23 protein-coding genes and 3 tRNA genes are annotated in these 22,340 nt (G+C 57.0%); 14 read left to right on the forward strand and 12 right to left on the reverse strand.

Annotated features, from left to right (window positions below; genetic code table 11):
- Positions 1-225 precede the first annotated feature (225 nt).
- On the forward strand, positions 226-1,908 hold the full coding sequence (gene agp / locus ACNY69_RS02765) for a bifunctional glucose-1-phosphatase/inositol phosphatase (protein ID WP_199560058.1): 1,683 nt from the start codon (positions 226-228) through the stop codon (positions 1,906-1,908).
- A gap of 65 nt (positions 1,909-1,973) precedes the next feature.
- Here agp and ACNY69_RS02770 read toward each other — a convergent pair whose 3' ends face one another.
- From ACNY69_RS02770 to wrbA, 3 genes are read right to left on the reverse strand one after another with little or no spacing between them, the layout of a single operon-like run.
- Positions 1,974-3,347 carry an NAD-dependent succinate-semialdehyde dehydrogenase gene (locus ACNY69_RS02770; protein ID WP_418797275.1) on the reverse strand — a complete coding sequence of 458 codons (1,374 nt, stop codon included), beginning with the start codon at positions 3,345-3,347 and terminating at the stop codon, positions 1,974-1,976.
- A gap of 54 nt (positions 3,348-3,401) precedes the next feature.
- Positions 3,402-3,632, reverse strand: coding sequence for a YccJ family protein (locus ACNY69_RS02775; RefSeq protein WP_009091011.1), 231 nt, complete (start codon positions 3,630-3,632; stop codon positions 3,402-3,404).
- A gap of 20 nt (positions 3,633-3,652) precedes the next feature.
- Positions 3,653-4,252 carry an NAD(P)H:quinone oxidoreductase gene (gene wrbA, locus ACNY69_RS02780; protein ID WP_293773933.1) on the reverse strand — a complete coding sequence of 200 codons (600 nt, stop codon included), beginning with the start codon at positions 4,250-4,252 and terminating at the stop codon, positions 3,653-3,655.
- Between the two features lie 298 nt (positions 4,253-4,550).
- Between wrbA and ACNY69_RS02785 the strand changes: the two genes are divergently transcribed.
- Positions 4,551-4,724: a con-10 family general stress protein gene (locus tag ACNY69_RS02785; protein ID WP_111138563.1), complete on the forward strand. Its 174-nt coding sequence runs from the start codon at positions 4,551-4,553 to the stop codon at positions 4,722-4,724.
- Between the two features lie 96 nt (positions 4,725-4,820).
- Positions 4,821-5,735 (forward strand): DMT family transporter, encoded by a 915-nt coding sequence (locus tag ACNY69_RS02790; RefSeq protein WP_111138564.1) that lies wholly within the window; start codon positions 4,821-4,823, stop codon positions 5,733-5,735.
- Here ACNY69_RS02790 and rutG read toward each other — a convergent pair whose 3' ends face one another.
- From rutG to rutA, 6 genes are read right to left on the reverse strand one after another with little or no spacing between them, the layout of a single operon-like run.
- Positions 5,736-7,064: a pyrimidine utilization transport protein G gene (gene rutG / locus ACNY69_RS02795; protein WP_418797276.1), complete on the reverse strand. Its 1,329-nt coding sequence runs from the start codon at positions 7,062-7,064 to the stop codon at positions 5,736-5,738.
- Between the two features lie 48 nt (positions 7,065-7,112).
- Positions 7,113-7,628 carry an NADH-dependent FMN reductase RutF gene (rutF, locus tag ACNY69_RS02800; protein ID WP_111138566.1) on the reverse strand — a complete coding sequence of 172 codons (516 nt, stop codon included), beginning with the start codon at positions 7,626-7,628 and terminating at the stop codon, positions 7,113-7,115.
- A complete protein-coding gene (rutD, locus tag ACNY69_RS02805; RefSeq protein ID WP_111138567.1) occupies positions 7,597-8,454 on the reverse strand; it encodes a pyrimidine utilization protein D in 858 nt (285 codons plus the stop codon). Before rutD ends, rutF begins: the two co-directional genes overlap by 32 nt.
- On the reverse strand, positions 8,454-8,849 hold the full coding sequence (rutC, locus tag ACNY69_RS02810) for a pyrimidine utilization protein C (RefSeq protein WP_111138568.1): 396 nt from the start codon (positions 8,847-8,849) through the stop codon (positions 8,454-8,456). Before rutC ends, rutD begins: the two co-directional genes overlap by 1 nt.
- 20 nt (positions 8,850-8,869) lie before the next feature.
- On the reverse strand, positions 8,870-9,583 hold the full coding sequence (rutB, locus tag ACNY69_RS02815) for a pyrimidine utilization protein B (RefSeq protein ID WP_111138569.1): 714 nt from the start codon (positions 9,581-9,583) through the stop codon (positions 8,870-8,872).
- A complete protein-coding gene (gene rutA / locus ACNY69_RS02820) occupies positions 9,583-10,674 on the reverse strand; it encodes a pyrimidine utilization protein A (protein ID WP_418797277.1) in 1,092 nt (363 codons plus the stop codon). Before rutA ends, rutB begins: the two co-directional genes overlap by 1 nt.
- Before the next feature lie 306 nt (positions 10,675-10,980).
- Between rutA and rutR the strand changes: the two genes are divergently transcribed.
- Entirely contained in the window at positions 10,981-11,616 is a 636-nt protein-coding gene (gene rutR / locus ACNY69_RS02825; RefSeq protein WP_111138571.1) for an HTH-type transcriptional regulator RutR, read from the forward strand.
- A 38-nt stretch (positions 11,617-11,654) separates the two neighbouring features.
- Positions 11,655-12,629, forward strand: a complete 975-nt coding sequence (locus ACNY69_RS02830; RefSeq protein WP_418797279.1) for a metal-dependent hydrolase — start codon at positions 11,655-11,657, stop codon at positions 12,627-12,629.
- Positions 12,630-12,674: 45 nt separating this feature from the next.
- Here the strand turns inward: ACNY69_RS02830 and cycA are convergent, their stop codons facing one another.
- Positions 12,675-14,069 (reverse strand): D-serine/D-alanine/glycine transporter, encoded by a 1,395-nt coding sequence (cycA, locus tag ACNY69_RS02835; protein ID WP_418797281.1) that lies wholly within the window; start codon positions 14,067-14,069, stop codon positions 12,675-12,677.
- Between the two features lie 285 nt (positions 14,070-14,354).
- On the opposite strand from cycA, the gene ACNY69_RS02840 reads away from it, so the two are divergent.
- The 3 genes from ACNY69_RS02840 to ACNY69_RS02850 all read left to right on the forward strand — a co-directional run bounded on the left by ACNY69_RS02840 (position 14,355) and on the right by ACNY69_RS02850 (position 17,667).
- Positions 14,355-15,050 carry an extensin-like domain-containing protein gene (locus ACNY69_RS02840; protein WP_418797283.1) on the forward strand — a complete coding sequence of 232 codons (696 nt, stop codon included), beginning with the start codon at positions 14,355-14,357 and terminating at the stop codon, positions 15,048-15,050.
- A 1,162-nt stretch (positions 15,051-16,212) separates the two neighbouring features.
- Positions 16,213-16,935 carry a transcriptional regulator SdiA gene (sdiA, locus tag ACNY69_RS02845; RefSeq protein WP_111138575.1) on the forward strand — a complete coding sequence of 241 codons (723 nt, stop codon included), beginning with the start codon at positions 16,213-16,215 and terminating at the stop codon, positions 16,933-16,935.
- A 120-nt stretch (positions 16,936-17,055) separates the two neighbouring features.
- Positions 17,056-17,667, forward strand: coding sequence for an acyl-homoserine-lactone synthase (locus tag ACNY69_RS02850; RefSeq protein WP_111138576.1), 612 nt, complete (start codon positions 17,056-17,058; stop codon positions 17,665-17,667).
- A 38-nt stretch (positions 17,668-17,705) separates the two neighbouring features.
- Here ACNY69_RS02850 and ACNY69_RS02855 read toward each other — a convergent pair whose 3' ends face one another.
- Positions 17,706-17,930 (reverse strand): DUF2594 family protein, encoded by a 225-nt coding sequence (locus ACNY69_RS02855; protein WP_111138577.1) that lies wholly within the window; start codon positions 17,928-17,930, stop codon positions 17,706-17,708.
- 431 nt (positions 17,931-18,361) lie between these two features.
- Here ACNY69_RS02855 and uvrY point away from each other — a divergent pair, with 431 nt between their 5' ends.
- The 6 genes from uvrY to ACNY69_RS02885 all read left to right on the forward strand — a co-directional run bounded on the left by uvrY (position 18,362) and on the right by ACNY69_RS02885 (position 21,903).
- A complete protein-coding gene (uvrY, locus tag ACNY69_RS02860; RefSeq protein ID WP_111138578.1) occupies positions 18,362-19,021 on the forward strand; it encodes a UvrY/SirA/GacA family response regulator transcription factor in 660 nt (219 codons plus the stop codon).
- Positions 19,014-20,846, forward strand: coding sequence for an excinuclease ABC subunit UvrC (gene uvrC, locus ACNY69_RS02865; protein WP_111138579.1), 1,833 nt, complete (start codon positions 19,014-19,016; stop codon positions 20,844-20,846). Before uvrY ends, uvrC begins: the two co-directional genes overlap by 8 nt.
- 69 nt (positions 20,847-20,915) lie before the next feature.
- On the forward strand, positions 20,916-21,464 hold the full coding sequence (gene pgsA, locus ACNY69_RS02870; protein ID WP_111138580.1) for a CDP-diacylglycerol--glycerol-3-phosphate 3-phosphatidyltransferase: 549 nt from the start codon (positions 20,916-20,918) through the stop codon (positions 21,462-21,464).
- Positions 21,465-21,616: 152 nt separating this feature from the next.
- Positions 21,617-21,692 (forward strand) — tRNA-Gly (locus ACNY69_RS02875).
- A gap of 40 nt (positions 21,693-21,732) precedes the next feature.
- Positions 21,733-21,806, forward strand: a tRNA-Cys gene (locus tag ACNY69_RS02880).
- 10 nt (positions 21,807-21,816) lie between these two features.
- A tRNA-Leu gene (locus tag ACNY69_RS02885) sits at positions 21,817-21,903 on the forward strand.
- Between the two features lie 111 nt (positions 21,904-22,014).
- On the opposite strand, the gene ACNY69_RS02890 is transcribed toward ACNY69_RS02885, so the two are convergent.
- Positions 22,015-22,272: a hypothetical protein gene (locus ACNY69_RS02890; RefSeq protein ID WP_111138581.1), complete on the reverse strand. Its 258-nt coding sequence runs from the start codon at positions 22,270-22,272 to the stop codon at positions 22,015-22,017.
- Positions 22,273-22,340: the final 68 nt, after the last annotated feature.

Here is a 22,340-nt window from a genome sequence, read left to right on the forward strand (position 1 = left end):
TCCTCCCCTGATTAATTCCGCGTTAATAACCCTGCGGGTCTCCCGGTTACGCCACAGCGCACGCCTTTCTCCGTTCCATCTCTGCTATAGTCCACTCACTGTTTTTGCAAACATCTGGCGCTTTTCTGAGGCGAGCTGAGTTACACTGTTAATTACATCGCTCTGAGGCGAGCTAATCGGTTGATAGCCAGAGTGTTTCTTTACTGAATGAATGGAATAGGCACAATGATCAATAAACTGAGTCTTTGCGCATTGTCAGTACTCGCTGCATTGCCGGTCGGTACGGTAGCCCTGGCGGCTGACAGTGATATGCAGCTCCAGCAGGTGCTGATGTTAAGTCGTCACAATCTGCGTGCGCCGCTGGCTGATAATGGCAGCGTGCTGGAACAGTCGACGAAAAAAAGCTGGCCGCAGTGGGATGTTCCCGGCGGACAGCTGACCACCAAAGGTGGCGTGCTGGAAGTCTATATGGGTAACTATACCCGCCAGTGGCTGGCACAGCAGGGGCTGGTGAAAAACGGCAGCTGTCCTGACAGCAACAACGTTTTTGTTTACGCCAACAGCCTGCAGCGCACTGTGGCAACCGCCCAGTTCTTTGTTAATGGTGCTTTCCCTGGCTGTGACGTCGCTGTCACCCATCAGGATGAAATGGGCACCATGGATCCTATCTTCAATCCGGTCATCACCGATGGCAGTGAAGCATTCAATAAAAAAGCGCTGGCTGCGATGGCTGCCGCGAATGAGAAACTGTCGCTGAAGCCCGCCTTCCAGCGCCTGGAAAAGATTGTTGACTACAAGGCCTCACCGGCCTGCAACAATAAAAAGCAGTGCGATCTGAGCAGCGGCCAGAACACCTTCAGTGCAGAAAATGGCAAAGAGCCGAACGTCAGTGGCCCGCTGAAAGTGGGTAACTCACTGATGGATGCGTTCACCCTGCAGTACTATGAAGGTTTCCCGCTGGAGCAGGTGGCATGGGGCCAGATCAAGACGCCTGAACAGTGGAAAGAGCTGTCGGCCATCAAAAATGGCTATCAGGATGCGCTGTTCACCAGCCCGGATGTCTCCCGTGAAGTCGCGGCGCCGCTGGTGGATTACATCCGCAGTCAGTTAGTGGATCAGGACAAAGCCAACGCGCCGAAAGTGACGCTGATGGTGGGGCACGATTCCAACATCGCTTCGCTGCTGAGTGCGTTACAGGTCAAACCTTATGAACTGCCGGATACCTACGAAAAAACGCCGATTGGTGGTCAGGTTGTGTTTGAGCGCTGGCATGACGCGAAAAATGACAAGGATTTGCTGAAGGTAGAGTATGTCTATCAGAGCGCCGATCAGCTGCGTAATGCCGATGTGCTGAGCCTGAAGAATCCGCCGAAGCGTGTCACGCTGCAACTGGCGGGGTGTGAAACCGATGCAAACGGCTATTGCAGCTGGGAGCAGTTCTCGCAGGCGCTGAACAGCGCGCTGCAGGGAACGCCAATGCAGCCTGCGGCGGCGCCACAACCGGCAGCGGCTGCGCAGTCTGACGACAGCGCAGAGGCGGCAGCGACCCAGGATGCGGCGGCGGATAAAGCGCAGACGGATAAAGCCGCAGCGGCGAAAGCGAAGTCTGATGCCGATAAAGCGGCCGCTGAGAAAGCCAAAGCGGATAAAGCGGCGGCTGATAAGGCTAATGCAGACAAGGCAGCGGCGGATAAAGCGGCAGCCGAGAAGGCTAAAGCAGACAAAGCTGCGGCTGAAAAAGCGAAAGCGGACAAAGCCGCTGCCGAAAAGGCAGATGCAGCAGAAAAAGCCAAAGCCGATAAGTCACCGGCGGAAGCCGCAGGCAGTGATAAAGCGGACAACGCCGCGAACGCGCCTGCAGCCGCGAACAAGGACGAAACTAAGTCGGCAGCCGTGGCGACACAGTAAGCTCCCGCACCTGCTGATAATAAAAAACCCCGTCGAGACGGGGTTTTTTTATGGCGCCGGAACGGTTATCCCGCCACGACCACCAGCTTCTGGTTGGCAAACTCTTTGATGCCCAGGTCGGACAGCTCACGACCATAGCCCGAACGTTTCACCCCACCGAAAGGCAGTTCCGCAGAGGTATCGCTCTGCGAGTTGATGAAGACCATGCCGGTTTCGATGGCGGAGGCCAGCTGGCGGCCGCGTGCAATGTCGCGGGTCCAGACCGATCCCCCCAGGCCATAGTGGGAGTCATTCGCCAGCGCGATGGCAGCCTGATCGTCACCGACCACATAAACCTGCGCAACCGGGCCAAAGAACTCCTGATAGTAGGCCGGATTATCCGGGGTGATGCCGGTGAGGATCGTCGGCTGATAGAAGCAGCCTTCTCCTTCAACGGCTTTGCCGCCGATCAGCAGTTTTGCGCCGCTGGCGACCGCGTCATCGACCTGTTTTACCAGACGGTCACGCGCATCGGCAGAGGAGAGCGGCCCCAGTGTGGTTTTCTCATCCAGCGGATCGCCCAGCGTGGCAGCGCTCAGCGCGGCGCTGAACTGGCTGATAAACTGGTCAGCAATTTTTTCATGCAGGATAAAGCGTTTGGCGGCAGTACAGACCTGACCGCAGTTGCTGAGGCGCGCCTGCACCCCCTGCCGCACCGCTTCATCCAGATCCGCATCATCCAGTACCACAAACACATCGTTGCCGCCCAGTTCCAGCGTCGACTTTTTAAGATGCTTGCCTGCCTGCTCCGCGACGGCGCTGCCGGCACGTTCTGATCCGGTCAGGGCTACACCCTGCACGCGATCGTCGGCGATCAGATCGGCAACCTGCTCGTTAGAAATAAACAGGTTGGTCCAGGCCCCTTCCGGCGCCCCGGCTTCGCGAACCAGTTTCTCAAAGAGATCGGCGCAGTGCGGCACGATGTTGGCATGTTTGGCCAGCACCGGGTTACCCAGCGCCAGGTTTGGTGCCAGCACGCGCATCAGCTGATAGTAAGGGAAGTTCCACGGCTCGACGGCCACCAGCACGCCGATCGGATGATATTCGACCCAGGCTTCGCCCAGTGCACTGGGATAGGCTTCCGGCTGCAGAATGCGTTCGGCGTTCTCGGCGTAGTAGCGGGCGATCTGCGAGCAGATTTTCACTTCACCGCGGCTCTGACCGATCAGCTTGCCCATCTCTTTGCTGGCAATCGTCGCCAGCTCTTCCTCACGGCTATCAATCAGATCAGCCAGTTTTTTCAGGACCTGCAGACGCGGCTGGATCTCCCCCTTGCTCCAGGCGGAGTGGAACAGGCGGTCGGCCACCTCCAGCGCATGACTCACGGCGTCGGCGTCGTGTGACGGCCAGCTTTTCAGCAACTGGTTGTTCGCGGGATTAATGCTTTGATAGGAAGACATCGCGTACTCCTTGGTGAGCTAAAAAGAGGAGGGCGGGAAAGTCCCGCCCCTGAATCAGACGTTTTTGCGTTCGACAGGCTTGTCATCCCAGGTCAGCAGATCTTTATCGGTCTTTTCAAATGCGCGGATCAGGACATCATCGCTGCCCTGCTGACGCCAGATCTCTTCGGCCAGGCGTTCATCATAATCGGCCACTTCAAAAATGGCCTCAGCAATTTCAGGGGAGGTATGACGCAGACTGGCCCATTCGCCGACGTGATGTGCTTTCGATTGTTCAGTAGACATACTTTTCTCCTTTAATGAAATCAGCCCTTCAGTTTGACGGTCACACCGGCAACATGTTCACCCTGGAAACGGGCGATGTTAAGTTCCGCTTCGGTCGGCTGGCGCGAGCCATCGCCGCCCGCCAGCGTCGTCGCGCCGTAAGGCGTACCGCCGCGAACTTCAGAGATATCGAACAGCTCTTTAGTGCCGTAGCCGATGGGCACGATCACCATGCCGTGGTGCGCCAGGGTGGTCCAGACGGACGTAATGGTCTGTTCCTGCCCGCCGCCGGTGCCGGTAGAGGTAAAGACGCTGGCGACCTTGCCGTAGAGCGCACCTGACGCCCAGAGACCGCCCGTGCGATCCCAGAACGTACGCATCTGCCCGGACATGTTGCCAAAGCGGGTCGGGGTGCCGACGATAATCGCGTCGTAGTCTGGCAGAACGTCAGGCGTTGCTTCTGCTGCCCGCTGATCGGTTTTGCCGCCCACCTGTGCGAAGCGATCGGCCTCCATGGTTTCTGGTACCCGCAGGATATCCACTTCCGCGCCGGGAACCCGACGAGCACCTTCTGCAACCGCGTTCGCCATCGTTTCAACATGTCCATACATCGAGTAGTAAAGCACCAGAATCTTGGCCATAGATCTCTCCAGGTGGTTTTAACGTGCAAAAAAAGTATAGAAGAGCTTTTGTAATGTGGGGGCGAAGCGAAAGCGGAGGCAGAAAGGGTGGACAATAATTCAGCAGCTAATCGGTTGTTCAGCCACAGAATATGCGATTTTTAGTCAAATATATGGCGATTAATCTGTTGCTGAATGTGACTGTCAGCGGGATAAAAGCAGAATCTGGCTATTCTTTAAGCATGGGTGAGTGTGTAACCGGCACTTCAGCCCTCTGCGTTTTATTCTTATTTATCGCACTACGCGACAGGAGCAGATCATGGCCACACATCGTGGAGGTTCAGGCAATTTTGCTGAAAACCGTGAACGGGCCGCAGAAGCAGGACGCAAAGGCGGAAAAAACAGCGGCGGCAATTTTAAAAACGATCCGGAGCGCGCCGCGCGTGCCGGGGAGAAGGGCGGTCGCAGCAGTCCTAAAAAAGCGGACGCCTGACCTCACTCCGCCGCCGGGTGAGACCGGCGGTGAACGTCATTGCTTTTACCCCTGGCTCTCCTCACAATACTGTCCGGATACCCTATCAGGTGAATTATGTCGGACACATCCCGCGCGCTAACCCTGCGCCTGACGCGGCAGGAGCTGGTACTTCTTTTTATCACGATGATCTGGGGCGGAACCTTTCTGGTGGTGCATCGCGCGATGCAGCATTCGGGGCCGTTTTTCTTTGTCGGCCTCCGTTTCGCCACCGCCGCACTGCTGCTGGCGCTCTTTTTCCGGCGCTATCTGGCTGGCATCACCTGGCTGGAGGTAAAGGCGGGGGCGCTGATTGGTCTGTCGATTGCGGGCGGCTATGGCCTGCAGACCTGGGGGATGCAGACCATATCCAGCAGCCAGTCCGCGTTTCTTACGGCGCTCTATGTGCCGGTGGTGCCGCTGTTGCAGTGGCTGTTTCTGCGTCGTCCGCCCGGCCTGATGTCATGGCTGGGGATCGCGCTGGCCTTTACCGGCCTGCTGCTGGTGGCCGGGCCGCAGGATGGGCGCATCAGCCTGAACCAGGGTGAACTGGCGACGCTGCTGAGCACCCTGGCGATCGCCGCCGAGATCATCTTAATCAGCCGCTACGCCGGTAAGGTAGATGTCCGCCGCGTGACGCTGATCCAGCTGGCGGTGGCCTCACTGTGCGCCTTTGGGCTGATGATCCCCAACGGGGAAGGGGTGCCTGCACTCTCCACGCCGCTGCTGCTGAGCGCTCTGGGGCTGGGAGCCGCCAGCGCGCTGATTCAGGTCACCATGAACTGGGCGCAGCGCAGCGTTTCACCGACCCGCGCAACGGTGATCTATGCCGGGGAGCCGGTCTGGGCGGGCGTGGTGGGACGCATCGCGGGTGAACGTCTGCCCGGGCTGGCCTTGCTGGGCGGGGCGCTGATCGTCTGCGGGGTGATCGTCAGCGAACTGCGTCTGAAGCGAAAAAAAGCGGTGCAGCCTGCGGCCACACCGCTGGAGTAGCTAGCTCTGCTGTCGCGCCAGCGGCTCATCCTGCTGCTGCGCGGTGCGACGGTGCAGCAGCGCGTTAAGGATAATCGCGCCGAAGGTGGCCGTGCCGATCCCGCCCAGAGTGAAAGAGCCGATTTTCAGCGCGAAGTCGCCCGCGCCGAGCACCAGCGTCGTCGCCACCATAATCAGATTACTGTTCTGACCCAGATCGACATGGTTCTGCACCCAGATGCGTGCGCCTGCCACCGCAATCAGTCCGAACACCACAATAGAGGCACCGCCAATGACCGGTGCCGGAATGGTGTGGATCAGCGCACCAAACTTCGGCGAGAAACCGGCCAGAATGGCGATGACGGCGGCGGCGACAAACGCCAGCGTCGAGTAGACTTTGGTCACCGCCATCACCCCGATATTCTCAGCATAGGTGGTGACGCCGCTGCCGCCGACCGAACCGGAAAGCAGCGTGGCCAGACCGTCGCCCACAAAGGCGCGGCCCATCCAGGGATCGAGATTGCGGCCGGTCATGCCCGCCACCGCCTTTAAGTGGCCGAGGTTTTCCGCTACCAGAATGATCGCCACCGGCGCGATCAGCACCATCGCCTGCAGATCAAAGGTCGGGGCGGTGGTGTGCGGCAGGCCAAACCATGCGGCCTGTGAGAGCAGGGCAAAGTCGACCGGCTTGCCCAGCCCCAGAACGTTGGTCAGCAGCGCATAGAGTGCCCAGGCCAGGATCAGCCCGACCAGAATCAGCAGACGCTGTACCATCCCGCGGGTAAACACCGCCACCAGCCCGATGCAGAGCACGGTCATCACCGCCACCCAGCTGTCGAACGCCGAGGCGGAGACGCTGTGCACCGCAATCGGCGCCAGATTCAGGCCAATCGCCATCACCACCGCGCCAGTCACCACCGGCGGCATCAGGTTTTCGATCCAGCGCGTGCCGGACTTCATCACCACCAGCCCGATCAGCGTGTAGAGCAGGCCGCAGGCGATCACCCCGCCCAGCGCGACGCTGAGATGGGGATTCAACCCCTGACCGCTGAAACCGGTGACCGCAATCACCACACCGACAAAGGCGGCGCTCGACCCCAGATAGCTGGGCACCCGGCCGCCGGTAATAAAGAAGAACAGCAGCGTACCTGTACCCGAAACCAGAATCGCCAGATTCGGGTCCAGCCCCATCAGCAGCGGCATCAGCACCGTTGCGCCAAACATCGCCACCGCATGCTGCAAACCCAGCACCAGCGTCTGCCCCAGCGGCAGCGTCTCATCCGGGGCGATAATACCGTTTTCAGTTAATGCCGACTTCTTCTGCCATTGTGGAAACCAGGATTGTGCCATCGTCTACTCCAGAGCATCATGACTGCCGGTGGGGGGGCGAAAAAAACGTTAACGGGCTTCCTGCCGCTTCAGGGGATGGTATCCCCGGTCAAACCACGCCAGTCCGTGGTTGTCCTCACTGTGAACCACGTCCACGACTTCGCAGAACAGGGTGTCATGTGTGCCGACGCTGACAATCTGGGTAATGCGGCAGTCGAAAGAGGCGACCGCGCCGCGCAGCACGGGTGAGCCGGTGACGGCCGCTGACCACTCTGCGGCGCTGAAACGGTCAGCCATCGGGGTTTTGCCGCCGAACAGGCTGGAGAGATCTTCATGACCCGCCGCCAGCGTGTTGACGCAGAGCTGCATATTTTCGCGGAACACCGGATAAACCGAGGCGGCGCGGTTCAGGCAGACCAGCAGCGTCGGCGGCGAGTCCGTCACGCTGCACACGGCGGAGGCGGTAAACCCTGCGCGTCCGGCCGGGCCTTCGGTGGTAATGATGTTGACCGCGGCACCCAGCCGCGACATCGCATTGCGGAACGCCATCTTCTCAACGGTGGGGGTAAGGGTATCCAGGCTCATAATCTTCTCCGTAAAAGGTGAGAGCGACGCGCTCCAGCGGCTGCACGTCATCCGTCTGATCCAGCCACTGCAGCAGCAGGGCATTGAAGTGTTCGGCGTCGGTAACGCTCATGGCATGTCCGCCCCAGGCCATCCTCTCTTCGGTGGCGGCGGGCAGCGCCCGGGCCAGCGCGGCCGAGCAGCTCCACGGCACCAGCAGGTCGTCCTGACTGGCGATGACCAGCACCGGCTGGGTGATGGCCTCAGCCTGTTCGCTGAAGTCGGCATGCATCAGCGCCTGCAGCCGACACATCAGATTCTGCTGGCCCTGAAAGTGGGTGACGTGATGACGATCCTCCTCCTCCATCCGCGCCTGATGCTGCGCCATCCATTCCGCAGGATAGAGAAACAGCGGCTGCGCGCGGACAAAGGCTGCCACACCGCTGTTGAGCAACAGCGCCTGCCGCGCCTCAAAGCAGCGCCGGGTATGAGGATGCAGCGTCAGCCAGCCATTAATGACTACGATCCGTTCGATGCGCGTCGGGAAATCCAGCGCCAGCTGCAGTCCGATCAGACCGCCCAGCGCATGACCGACCAGGCTGAAGCGCAGGATGCCCCGCTGCGCCAGCGCGTCGGCCAGTTCGGCCGCCATCATCGCCATGCTGTACGCTTGCGGCAGACAGTCAGCACTGCGCCCGGTGCCGCGCTGGTCATAAAGCACCACCCGATAGCGCGCCGTCAGGGCCGCCAGTTGTGGCTGCCAGAACCCCGCCACGCCGCCCAGACCGGAGGCGAGCACCAGCGTCGGCGCATCGGGATCCTGCAGACCCAGAATATCCAGTTGCATCAGACCTCCGCGTGGCCGATGTGTGCCACAGAGGCGATCTCAATCAGCGCATCCGGCTTAACCAGTCCGCACTGAATGCAGAAGCGGGCGGGCTTGTCGCCGGGAAAATAGTCGGCATAGACCTGATTAACCGCCGTGTAGTTGGCCCAGTCGGTGATAAAGATCGAGTTGAAAGTCACATCCGCCAGGCTCCCGCCTGCGGTTTCGATGACCTTTTTAATGGTCTCCAGCACATGGCGGGTCTGCGCTGCGGCATCCCCGACGTGCACCACGTTGTTCTCCGCGTCAAACGGCAGGGTGCCGGAGACGTAGACCACCCCATCCGCCAGCGTGCCCGGCACAAAGGGGGCGATAGGCGTCGTGGTGCCTGGCGGTACAATAATCGTTTTCGGCATAGCGTCATCCTCGGGTTGAATTAGCGGGCATTCAGGCTTTCGCAGAAGGTGTCGACATCCGACACCCAGCCAAAAAAGGTTTCGATGTTGAACAGCGCGGCCTGCTGAGCCGACGGCGGGCCCGCCTGATACGTGGCGTCTTCCAGCACCACGCCGAAATATTCAAGGAAGAAGCCGTCGCGCAGTGTCGACTCCACGCAGACGTTGGTGGCAATGCCGGTAAAGATCAGATGTCGGATGCCGCGGCTGCGCAGCATGCTGTCGAGCGGGGTATTGTAGAAGCCACTGTAGCGCGATTTTGGCAGCACGATGTCGCCTGGCTGCGGCACCAGTTCATCGACCAGCGCATAATCCCAGCTGCCCTTCGACAGCAGCGAACCCTGCAGCTCGGGCCGTTTACGCATGGTTTTCAGCGCATTGGATTTGTGGAAGTTGGGCGAACCGGCGTCGCCCGCCTCGACATAATCACTGTCCCAGCCGTTCTGGAACCAGATGATCTGTACGCCTGCCGCGCGGGCTGCCGTTACCGCCTGATGGATCTTCGCGATGACCGGCCTGGTGGCGGAGACATCAAAACCCGCCAGATCGAGATAGCCGCCTTCCGTGGCGTAAGCATTTTGCATATCCACCACAATCAGCGCCGACTGCGCGGGGGGAAAGGCGATCGGTTCGGGACGCGCCGGCAGTTCGACCTGAGGAATATCCCGGATGTGAGCGCAGTAAACGGTCTTCATCACGCCACCTCCTGCTGTGCGTCCAGCAGGGCGCTGCGGCAGGCCATCAGCGGCTGAATATGCTGGCCGAAGTTCTCGATCCCCTGCAGGAAATCATCAAACGTCAGCAGCACGCCGTGAGTGCCTTCCACCTGCGCCACCTCATCCAGCATCTTCGCCACGCTGGCCCAGGAGCCGACCAGTGTCCCCATGTTAATGTTGACGGCTGAAACGGGATCCGCCATCTGGCGCACGTTGGTATCGCTGCCCGATTTGGTGTCCTGCTGGCTCTGGGTGGTGAGCCATGAGAGCGCCTCTTCATCCGCACCGGCTTTGTAATGTTCCCATTTCGCCCGCGCCTCTTCGTCGGTTTCTGCCGCGATGATCATAAACAGCACGTAGGAACCCACATCGCGGCCCGCTTTCTCCGCCGCCTGCTTCATACGCACCGATGTTGCGCTGAACGCCGCTGGTGTGTTGACGCCTTTGCCGAAGCAGAAGTTGTAGTCTGCATGCTGCGCCGAGAAGGCCATACCGGCGTCGCTCTGTCCGGCGCAGATCACCTTCATCGGGCGCTGCGGCTGCGGACTGACACGGCAGTCGTTCATGGTGAAAAATTCACCTTTGAAGTCTGAGCGGCCGGTGCCCCACAGGTCACGCAGCACGGTGACATATTCGGTGAGATAGGCGTAGCGGCTGCTGAAGTACTCATCGCCGGGCCACATATCCATCTGCTCATATTCCGGTTTCTGCCAGCCGGTCACCAGATTGACGCCGAAACGTCCGCCCGAAATTGAGTCGATGGTCGAGGCCATGCGCGCCACGATCGCCGGAGGCAGCGTCAGAGTGGCGGCGGTGGCATAGATCTCAATGCGCGAGGTGACGGCGGCCAGGCCAGCCATCAGGGTGAAGGACTCCAGGTTGTGATCCCAGAATTCGGTCTTTCCGCCGAAGCCACGCAGCTTGATCATCGAGAGCGCAAAGTCGAAATGGTAATGCTCTGCTTTCAGCACGATCGCTTTGTTCAGTTCAAAGGTCGGCATGTACTGCGGTGCGTTGGACGAAATCAGCCAGCCATTGTTACCAATCGGAATAAAGACGCCTATCTTCATGTGAAACCTCGTTGCGATGGGGGAAAGGTGTTTCACGCGCGGCACTGCATCCTGCTACGTCCCTGTGGGCTGCGCTCAGTCACAATTTTGCAAACTGTGTGCCACATTTTTTATTGTGATAAATAACAATGAGTTAAAATTAACCCGAAAGAGGTAAGTGGACTGCCGGGTCCATTTCAGACCGTTTGGTCAAAAATCACTGCACGTTTTGCATGCAGGCTGAACAAAAAAGGTGCAGGTGGGCCGTTAGGCAGCTCTCCCGGCCTTTGCTATGATGCGCTGACACCAGATGGATGAGGTAAACCTGTGAAAACCGATGAAAAAAAGCCAACACGCCGTTCGCGCGCCGTCGCGGCGAAGCGGGCCGCCATCCTGGAAGCGGCACTGACCTTCTTCTCACAATTTGGCATTCACGGCACCAGTCTCGACAGGGTGGCCGAGCTGGCCGACGTCTCCAAGACTAATCTGCTCTACTATTTTCCCTCTAAAGAAGCGCTTTATGTGGCGGTGCTGAAGGAGATTCTGGATGTCTGGCTGGCTCCGCTGCGTGCGCTGACCCATGACCAGGATCCGCTGATGGCCATCCGGCACTACATCCGGCTGAAACTGGAGGTCTCGCGCGACCATCCGCAGGCGTCCCGGCTGTTCTGCCTGGAGATGCTGCAGGGCGCGCCGCTGCTGAAAGGCGAGCTGGCCGGGGATCTCAAGCAGCTGGTGGATGACAAAGCGGCGATTATCGAACGCTGGATAGCGGAAGGGCGTCTGGCGGGCGTTCAGCCGCAGCACCTGATCTTTATGCTGTGGGCCACCACGCAACACTACGCCGATTTTGCCACTCAGGTCGAGGCGGTAACCGGTCAGACGCTCAGCGATCCGGCGTTTTTCGACCAGACCGTTGAGAATGTACAGCGCATGATCATCGAAGGTATTCGCGTGCGCTGAAACAGGAGCGCCCGACGACAGGGTAACGGGAGAAAGTAATGGATTCTGTGTCGCAGTTTGTGCTGGGTTCCGCTGTCAGTGTCGCGGTGATGGGGCGTCGGGTGCCGGTCTGGCAGGCCGCGCTGGCGGGCGGGATCTGCGGAACCCTGCCGGATCTGGATGTCTTTCTCGACCACGGTGATGCGATTCGCAATATGACCCTGCATCGCACCGACAGCCATGCGCTGCTCTGGCTCACGCTCGCCTCGCCGGTGATTGCCTGGCTGATGGCGGGGCTGTTTCGTCGCGGGGTGCGATGGCCGCAGTGGTGGCCCGCAATCTGGCTGGCGCTGATTACGCATCCGCTGCTGGATCTGATGACGGTCTATGGCACCCAGCTGGGGCTGCCGCTGACCGACTACCCTTATGCGGTCGGCAGTATCTATATTGTCGATCCGCTCTATACGCTGCCGCTGCTGGCCGGTCTGGGGGTGGCGCTCTGGCGGCGCAGCGACAGCGGGCTGCGCGCCAACCGGGCTGGACTCGCGCTGAGCACCCTTTATCTGGCGTGGAGTATGGTGATTCAGGCTGTTGCAGGCGGGCAGATTCACGATTCGCTGGTGCAGCAGGGGATCCCGACGGACAGGGTGCTGGTCACGCCCACGCCCTTTAACACCCTGGTCTGGCGCAGCGTGGTGATAACGCCCGACCGCTATGGCGAAGCCTGGTGGTCGCTGTTATCGCCGTCCCGCCCGCTGCAGGTGAGGTGGTATCCGCGCCATCCTGAACTGTTCGACCGTTTCCGGGGCAACTGGTACGCAGAACGCGTTGCCTGGTTCAGCCACGGTTTCTATGCCCTGCGCGAACAGGATGGGCAGACGACGATCGCCGATCTGCGCATGGGGGAAGGGGAGGCGTATACCTTTACCTTCGGACTCGGCATGCCTGAGCAGCCCGATCCGCGACCACAGCGTCTGCCTTACGCACGTCCGGCGCTCTCCGCCATTTTCTCAGCGCTGGCTGAACGGCTGTAAAAAAAAGCCCGGTCAGATGACCGGGCTTGTTGAGTGCGCTGACGATCAGCGGCTGCGACGACGGCGCAGCATCCAGCCTGCACCCAGCAGGGCAAACCAGAGCGGCGTTACCATCAGCGCCTGACGCGTATCCTCCTGCAGCGTCAGCAGCACCAGCACAAAGGCGAAGAAGGCCATGCAGACCCAGCACATGAATTTGCCCAGCGGCATCTTAAACGCTGACTCCGCGTGGCGCTGCGGATGCTTTTTCCGGTAGGCCAGGTAGCTGCACAGAATGATGGTCCAGACGAACATAAACAGAATGGCCGACACGGTTGTCACCAGGGTAAAGACCTTCATCACATCCGGGATCAGGTAGATCAACGCCACGCCCACCAGCAGGCAGAGGCAGGAGAAGAAGAGGCCGGTCGTAGGCACCGAACGGGCCGAGAGTCTGCCAAAGGCGCGGCTCGCCACACCCTGCTGTGACAGACCATAGAGCATACGGCTGGTCGAGAAGATGCCGCTGTTGGCCGAAGAGGCTGCCGAGGTCAGCACCACAAAGTTAACGATACTCGCCGCCGCAGGCAGGCCAATCAGAACGAACATCTCCACAAACGGGCTGCGATCGGCCATCACCTGGGTCCACGGCGTCACCGCCATAATGACCATCAGCGCCAGCACATAGAACATGATGACGCGCAACGGAATCGCATTAATCGCACGCGGTAAGACTTTATGTGGATCGTGCGTTTCTGCCGCGGCAGTGCCCACCAGTTCGATACCGACAAAAGCAAATACTGCAATCTGGAACCCGGCGAAGAAGCCGCTGATGCCTTTCGGGAACAGACCACCCTGATCCCAGATGTTGCTCAGCGCCGCCGTACCGCCACCAGGCGAGGGGTAGTGAAGACAAATCAGCACAACGCCGGTCACAATCAGCGCCACGATGGCGACGATTTTAATGATCGCGAACCAGAACTCCATTTCACCAAACAGTCTGACCGTGGCAATGTTCAGCGCCAGGAACACCACGACGCAGAGCAGGGCGCTCATCCAGATCGAGAAGCCCGGAAACCAGAGCTGAAAATAGGCGCTGATCGCCACTACGTCGGCGATGCCAGTCACGACCCAGCAGAACCAGTAGGTCCAGCCCGTAAAATAGCCCGCCCACGGGCCGAGCAGATCAGCGGCAAAATCACTGAAAGATTTGTATTCGAGGTTGGAGAGCAGCAGCTCCCCCATGGCGCGCATCACAAAGAACAGCATAAAACCGATGATCATATAAACGAAGATGATCGAGGGACCGGCCAGGCTGATCGTCTTCCCCGAGCCCATAAAGAGGCCGGTACCGATCGCACCCCCAATGGCGATAAGCTGGATGTGACGATTATGCAGATTACGCTGGAGCTTGTCGGACGCATCAGGTGCGCGCGTGGTTTCTTTAGATTGATCAACCATAGAATTGTCTTTCCTGTCTTGATGTTGTGTCAGCTCTGCTGGCTGTTAGTAAACGCGTCTGCCCGGAGGCAAGTCGGCATAAGATAGAGGAAGAGGGCCTGAATCGGGTAACGCTTTTTTATCAATTGTGAAGCCTCTGGTCCCGTGAGCGGTAATAACGCACAGTTTCGGTTACTCTTGCGTCAGTCTGGGTAATTATTCATCACGTTATGTCAGCCTCAGGGCAGAAACGGGGTTCTGCCTCTACACTTTTTATTTGTTAATCATCATGCTGCGAAGGGATCTATGCGCACGCTTATCCTGTTTTTGCTGTTAATCGCGCTGGGGTGGGGCAGCTTACCCTGGCTTAAGCAGCATCTGCCGCAGCAGTTCAATCCCTTTACCCCGCTCTCTGTGACCGATCCGCCCGGATGGATGACACAGCTTAAGATGAAACGCCTCGCCAGTGACGCCGGTGCCTGTCTGGACGTCATGCGCCGGGCGCAACAGGCGGGCTGGGTCAGCTTTACCGAGCGCCCGCCAGTCACCGGAACCTGCCCGATCAGCCAGCCGCTGCGGATTCAGAAACTGGGCCCGGTCAGCCTGAGCAGCAGTTTTCTGGCGAGCTGCCCGATGGCAGTGGCCAGCACCATGTATGCGCTGCGCAGCCGCCAGCAGACGCTCCGCGATATGCACAGTCCCCTGGTCCGGATCACCCATGTGGGCAGCTATGCCTGCCGTAATATCTACCATCGCGCGCAGGGACGACGCAGCGAACATGCCACCGCCGATGCCGTGGATATCACTGGCTTTCAGCTGGCGGATGGTCAGCGGCTGGAGGTCGGTCGTCACTGGCAGCAGCCGGCAGAGAAAGCGGCGATGCTGCATACGCTCTGGCGCGGAGGCTGTGAGGTCTTTGGTAATGCGCTGGGGCCAGACTATAACTCTGCGCACGCCTCACATTTTCATCTGGGCATGCGTGGTACAGGCTACTGCCGCTGAATCATCAGAAAGGATAAAGAACGGCGCTGATTTAATATTGACCGGACCAGCAGAAATAAAACCTCTGAATGATGGCCGTTCATCCTGCCTGACTTCATTCTCATCGGGGCAATGAGAAGGGGGAGCATGAAGAAGGTTATTTTTAGTGCCAGTTAATTTAACAGGAAAGTGCTGGCGGGCTAAACAAATTGATCAGATTTTCTGCATATTCCGATTGCGCCTGCGGCCAGCCGGATGAAATTATTTCAGAACAGCAGACGCGTGAATTAAGCTAAATTAATTGTTTATTTAAAAGGAATCGCTAAGAAATAAAAGGCGGTGTTTCCTGTGGAAAAATTATTCGCAAATGTGCCCGTAATGTGACTATCTTTAAAGTACTTTCTTTGACCGGAATAGCGCCAGTAAAGGCGTTGCTACCGTCGTGAATTGTGATCTCAGGCACATATTGCGGGCGGCAAGCTGAATTAAGTCAAATCAGGATGGGCGTGGCACTTTTCTGCAAATCAGATTATCCGTAGAGTAAAAAAAAGTATGGGTGCAGCTGGAGAGACAGGATGATACGCACTGGCGCAAAGAATAGCCTGTCACGCAGCCTGATTAAATAGCCAGCGATAACGCCAGCCATTCACTGCGGAAGCTGAGTCACTGGCGTCGTGCAAAACCGCCGGGGGCGCGGGCGGACAGCTATTCTCTCTCTGCCCGACGGAACGCTGCCCCGGCTGCAAAACAGAATGCGCTCACTGTCATCTGACTTAAGTCTTATTTCCTGATAAAAAATAGGTGGGTCATTCCCGTTACCGTTTCGCTTATCACGCCATAATTAACGCTTTGTTTACTCTTTATTTACGCAACAGGCGCATCCTTATACGCTATTTTCACAGGTAGTTTCAGGCTCAGGATTTTTTAAACAGCACTGGCAGGGATTGAAATCCTATCAGAAAAATCTTATTCTTTTAGGGTCATTGAAATTGCTGTGATCGGCCTCACATTGTACTGGCAGGGGCGGGTTTTCACTTCCTTATCACGGTGAAAGGTTAAATGTGCTGCAGAAGCGACGGCTTTGCGCCAGGAATAATTTAATCTTCTTCTGGTCATTTATTTTAACGGATGAATTCAACTGAATAACCCTGTAAGGGCGAGTGAAAAAAAACGCTGAGGCAATATGAGCACTGAAAACTATTTCGCCTGGCGAAGTGAGGTGAAAAAACAATTTCAGGCAGTAACGCTTTCTTCTGAACTGAAAACGTTACTGCAACACTTTACTGAATCTTTAGGCTTCGACTATTTTGCCTTTCTGATTCAGCATCCGGTGCCTTTTACCCGGCCGCGTATTCATTTGCATAGCACCTATCCCCGGCTCTGGGTAAAGCGTTATGAAAAGCAGAATTACTACGCTGTCGACCCGGTGCTCACATTATGTCAGCAGCCGGGCAGGGGGATGGCCTGGTCGAAAGAGCAGTTTGCTGACGCTGGCAACCTGTGGGATGAGGCGAGAGAATATGGGCTGCTGAGCGGTTTTTCGTGCTCTGCAATGGCACCAAATCGCGTCATTGGTATATTATCTATATCATCGAAACAGTCCATTCCTCTCCAGCTCTGTCATGCTGAGCTTGAGGTAAAACTACATCTTTTAGCGGAACTAAGCCTGGATACGCTGGAACGCATCCGCGATGATGCCATGATGGTATTGAAGAACGAGTTTAGTCAGCGTGAGCTGGAAATTCTGAAATGGACAGCCGAAGGGAAAACGGCGGCCGAAATTTCACTGATTTTATCTATCTCCGAACATACCGTTAACTTTCATCAGAAAAATATGCAAAAGCGTTTCAATGTTTCCAATAAAACGCAAATTGCCTGCTATGCAGCGGCAATCGGACTGATTTGAACTTAAACAACTGCCACTTTTAGCAGTTCCTTTGTTTGGATCAGTTGTCTACCCTGCGCCGGGACTTTGCCGGGCTGGCGCAAAGAATTCACAGCAACATGGGGATGTCAGAGGCGCATAATGAAAATAGTGCAAACGCAGTTAAAGGATATGCCATCCTCATTACTGGCCGAACTGGGCAGCTACCGTTACAGCGTCTTTGCGCGCGGCGAGGGGTGGTCTATTCCTCCCCGCCTCAGTACGCCAGGCCAGGAGTATGACCGGTACGATCGTTCAGACGTCACCTGGCTGATCGCCTGGAATGCCCGCTTCGGGATCAGTGGCTGTGCGCGTCTGATGCCGTGGTTCGAACCTGAACAGAGCGAAGGCATCGTATTGCCGTTCAGCCATGAGAAAGTGTGGGAGATGTCGCGCTTCTCAGCCCGGCTGGAAGTGGATGCTGAGCTGCCGCTCAATATTCTCTGGCACGCAGTACAGCTGGCAGAACTGAACGGCATGGAATATATCATCAGTTCGGCCACGCCGATGCTGGAGAAGATGTTTGAGCAGCATCAGGTGGTTTACGAACCGCTGACGCCGGGGCTCATTCTGTCGGAAGATAATCTGTTTGCGATCCGGATTCCGGTGGTCCAGCCTGCGCTGGCCGAGAAGTATCGTGGAACACGGCGTTTCAGCCCGGAAGAGGTGCTGCCGACGCTGGGTGTGTCGGTAAACTGGCAGGCACATAACTGACGAATTTGCCCCCGTCGCGGGGGGCAACATGCTTACTCTTACTGGCGGTAAGCGGTTTTAATCTGTTTGATGGTATTGCTGAACACTTCCGCCTGCGGCTTATCGCCCAGCGTCTGCACATAGCGTTCCATGTTAATAATGACTTTTCCGGCATCAGCCTGACCCATACCTTTGAGGATAAGGGTGATCATCATCTTCAGACCCGCGATTTCATCCGATAATTTCTGGGCTTCCTGCGAAGTGGCAAAATCTTCATCGCTCATGAGTTTCTCCTTGGTGAATGACAACGTAGCGGCTCACTGTCCGTACAGCAAAGCGTGAGTATATCACAGGGGCATGAAGTTGCTGACGCAACGGCTTCGCTTTGCCTTAAATAGCTGGTTTGTCCAGTGCAATTAATCAATCTCTGAAAGTAATTACTGCCGCCTCAGGCTGAGTGACTGCACCGACTTATCCGACCAGCGTCCGTTATAGAATATGATTAATCTGCTGATATACAGCAGGTTATCATTTTATTAAGCGGGCTGATTAGTTGTAAGAAAAGTCTGTTCAGGCGCCTGACGCCTGTTCGCCGTTAATCATGTAAAGCGTCCACTGTTTTACTTTGTTGATGTGCTTTTAAGGGAAAAGCGGGTATGATTACCTCTTGCAATCGTGAATTGCTTCCTCTTTTTTGGCCTCTGGAGTTTCCCCGTTGATCAGTGTGCTTCTTGTTGATGACCATGAACTTGTCCGTGCTGGTATCCGTCGCATCCTTGAGGATGTTAAAGGTCTGGCCGTGGTCGGAGAGGTGAATTGTGGCGAGGATGCGGCAAAGTGGTGCCGGACCAACCAGGTCGATGTGATCCTGATGGACATGAACATGCCGGGTATCGGTGGGCTGGAAGCGACGCGCAAAATTGTGCGCTATAACCCCGATATCAAAATCATCATGCTGACCATTCACACGGAAAATCCGCTGCCTGCTAAAGTAATGCAGGCGGGTGCCGCAGGCTACCTGAGTAAAGGGGCCGCGCCGCAGGAGGTGATCAACGCCATCCGCTCAGTGAATGCCGGGCAGCGTTACATCGCATCGGACATCGCTCAGCAGATGGCGCTGAGTCAGATTGAGCCGCAAAAAGCGGAATCCCCCTTCAGCTGTTTGTCGGAAAGGGAATTGCAGATTATGCTGATGATCACCCGTGGACAAAAGGTGACGGAAATTTCCGAGCAGTTAAATCTCAGTCCTAAAACCGTTAACAGTTACCGCTACCGGATGTTCAGTAAGCTGAATATCAGTGGCGACGTCGAGTTAACGCATCTGGCCATTCGACATGGCCTCTTCAATGCGGAGCCGTTAATCAGTAGTGAATGACGTTTTTGATTCTAAAGCCTTTCTGAGTACGGTAACCAGCAAGCCCGGTGTTTACCGCATGTATGACGCCTCAGGCACTGTCATCTATGTGGGTAAAGCCAAAGACCTGAAGAAGCGTCTGACCAGCTACTTCCGCACCCAGGTCGGCAGCCGCAAAACCGAAGCGCTGGTCAGCAATATCCAGCACATCGATGTCACCGTTACCCATACCGAAACCGAAGCGCTGCTGCTTGAGCATAACTACATCAAGCTCTATCAGCCGCGCTATAACGTGCTGCTGCGCGACGATAAATCTTACCCCTACATCTTTCTGAGCAGCGATACCCATCCGCGGCTGGCGATGCACCGTGGCGCAAAACATGCCAAAGGGGAGTACTTTGGTCCGTTTCCCAACGGCTATGCGGTGCGCGAAACCCTGGGGCTGCTGCAAAAAGTCTTTCCTATCCGTCAGTGTGAAAACAGCGTCTACCGCAATCGCTCCCGGCCCTGTCTGCAGTATCAGATAGGCCGCTGTCTGGGGCCCTGTGTGGCGGGTCTGGTCAGCGAAGAGGAGTATGCGCAGCAAACCGATTACGTGCGGCTGTTCCTGGCCGGTAAGGACGATCAGGTCCTGAACCAGCTGGTGAAACGCATGGAAGAGGCCAGCGTTGGCCTGCGCTTTGAAGAGGCGGCGCGACTGCGCGATCAGATTCAGGCGGTGCGCCGCATCACCGAGAAGCAGTTTGTCTCGAATCAGGGCGATGACCTGGATGTGATGGGCGTAGCCTATGAGGCAGGCATGGCCTGTCTGCATGTACTGTTTATCCGTCAGGGCAAGGTGCTGGGCAGCCGCAGTTACTTCCCGAAGGTGCCGGTGGATACCGACCTGGCCGAAGTCGTGCAGACCTTTGTCGGGCAGTTCTACCTGCAGGGCAGCGAGGCACGCACGCTGCCGGGTGATATCCTGCTGGACTTCACGCTGCCGGAGCGCGAGCTGCTGGCCGAGTCGCTCAGTGAACTGGCGGGGCGGCGGGTAAACATTCAGAGCAAGCCGCGCGGCGACCGCGCCCGTTACCTGAAGCTGGCGCGCACCAACGCTGCGACGGCGCTGACTACCCGGCTGTCACAGCACTCGACTATCCATCAGCGGCTGATGGCACTGGCGGAGTTTCTTGAGCTCGACAAAATCAAGCGCATGGAGTGTTTCGATATCAGTCACACCATGGGTGAGCAGACTATCGCCTCCTGTGTGGTGTTTGATCAGAACGGACCGCTGCGCGCCGATTATCGCCGCTACAACATCACCGGTATCACGCCGGGCGATGACTACGCTGCTATGAATCAGGTGCTGCGACGCCGTTATGGTAAGGCGATTGAAGAAGATAAGATCCCGGATGTGATTCTGATCGATGGCGGTAAAGGCCAGCTGGCCCAGGCACTGCAGGTTTTCGCCGAACTGGATGTGCCCTGGGACAAGAGCCGGCCCATTCTGCTGGGCGTTGCCAAAGGCAGCGATCGTAAAGCGGGACTGGAGACGCTGTTCTTCGAAGCGGAAGGTGAGGGCGTTTCCTTGCCGCCTGATGCCCCGGCGCTGCATGTGATTCAGCATATTCGTGACGACGCTCACAACCATGCAATTTCGGGCCACCGTAAAAAACGGGCCAAAGTGAAGAACACCAGCGCACTGGAAAGCATCGAAGGGGTGGGGCCAAAACGGCGTCAGCAACTGCTTAAGTACATGGGGGGCCTGCAACCGCTGCTGAATGCGTCGGTGGAGGAGATCGCCAATGTGCCCGGTATCTCGCACGCGCTGGCAGAAAAAATATACTACTCCCTGAAACACTAGCATTGAAACAGGGGGGGCAATGTAGGAACATAGGACAAATTCTACCTATATCCAGACAGTTACCGGCATATGCAATTAAACATCCCGACGTGTCTCACCCTGTTTCGAGTCGTGCTCATTCCGTTCTTTGTGCTGGCTTTCTATCTGCCGTTTTACTGGGCGCCGCTCGCGACCGCCTTAATCTTTGTTTTTGCAGCCATCACTGACTGGTTTGATGGCTTTCTGGCGCGCCGCTGGAAGCAGACGACACGCTTTGGGGCCTTTCTGGATCCGGTTGCCGATAAAGTGATGGTGGCGATTGCGCTGGTGCTGGTGGCCGAATACTTCCACGCCTGGTGGATTACGCTGCCCGCCGCGACCATGATTGCGCGCGAGATTATCATTTCTGCACTGCGTGAGTGGATGGCGGAGATTGGCAAACGCAGCAGCGTATCGGTTTCCTGGATTGGTAAAGTCAAAACCACTGCGCAGATGTTCTCCCTGTTTGCGCTGTTGTGGCGTCCTGATGCCACCGTTGTGGCCGTCGGCGTCGTCGCATTGTACATTGCTGCCGTGCTGACATTCTGGTCGATGTTCCAGTATCTGAGTGCCGCGCGTGGCGATTTGCTCGAACCGTGATCGATACGATTTAAAAAGCAGCAAACGGACGGATTGTGAGGATAATTTTATTGACTCAATCCGTCAGGTCAGTAGAATGCAACGCATCGAAAGGCAGCGAGTCTGCCAGAAGATAAGTAAAATCAGCAGGTTCGAAGAAAGTGCTGAAATTTGCGGGAATAGCTCAGTTGGTAGAGCACGACCTTGCCAAGGTCGGGGTCGCGAGTTCGAGTCTCGTTTCCCGCTCCAGATTCGCAGGTCAGGTTAGCCTGGCGGCACATCAGTTTAAGGCGCGTTGGCAGAGTGGCTATGCAGCGGATTGCAAATCCGTGTACCTCGGTTCGACTCCGGGACGCGCCTCCAGTTACACCCTGCCCGGGTGGTGAAATCGGTAGACACAAGGGATTTAAAATCCCTCGATCGTAAGGTCGTGCGGGTTCAAGTCCCGCCCCGGGCACCATATCGATTTACCAATAAAATCAATGATAAGCAGTGTCGTAAGCCGCCCCATAAGAGGCGGTTTTTTTGTGCCTGTTGTCAGATACCGCAATCCCTCTCAACGGCATTCTGTTCAGCCGCGCGAACTGAATACCAGCTCTTCATCTGTCTCACTCACCAGCACCATCTTTTGCGCCTCGCCGCTGGAGGAGACAAACGTCACTTCATTACCGATGCTGAGCGTATCGAACGCCTCCGTAGACTGTATCTGCTTCTGGATCTCCAGCACCATCCGTGATGTGAAGGGTTTTTCATTTACCTTATCAATATGATAGCTGGCGGTAAAATTGAGCTCAGGCTGATCAACGACGTAAAATTGTCCTGAAGGCATAGTTTGTACCTCGCGATAAAAGTGGCCTGACATTCTGGCCGGAACAGGTTGCCTTAAACGTAAGGTTA

The organism is Pantoea graminicola (assembly GCF_048452665.1).
GTDB lineage: Bacteria > Pseudomonadota > Gammaproteobacteria > Enterobacterales > Enterobacteriaceae > Pantoea.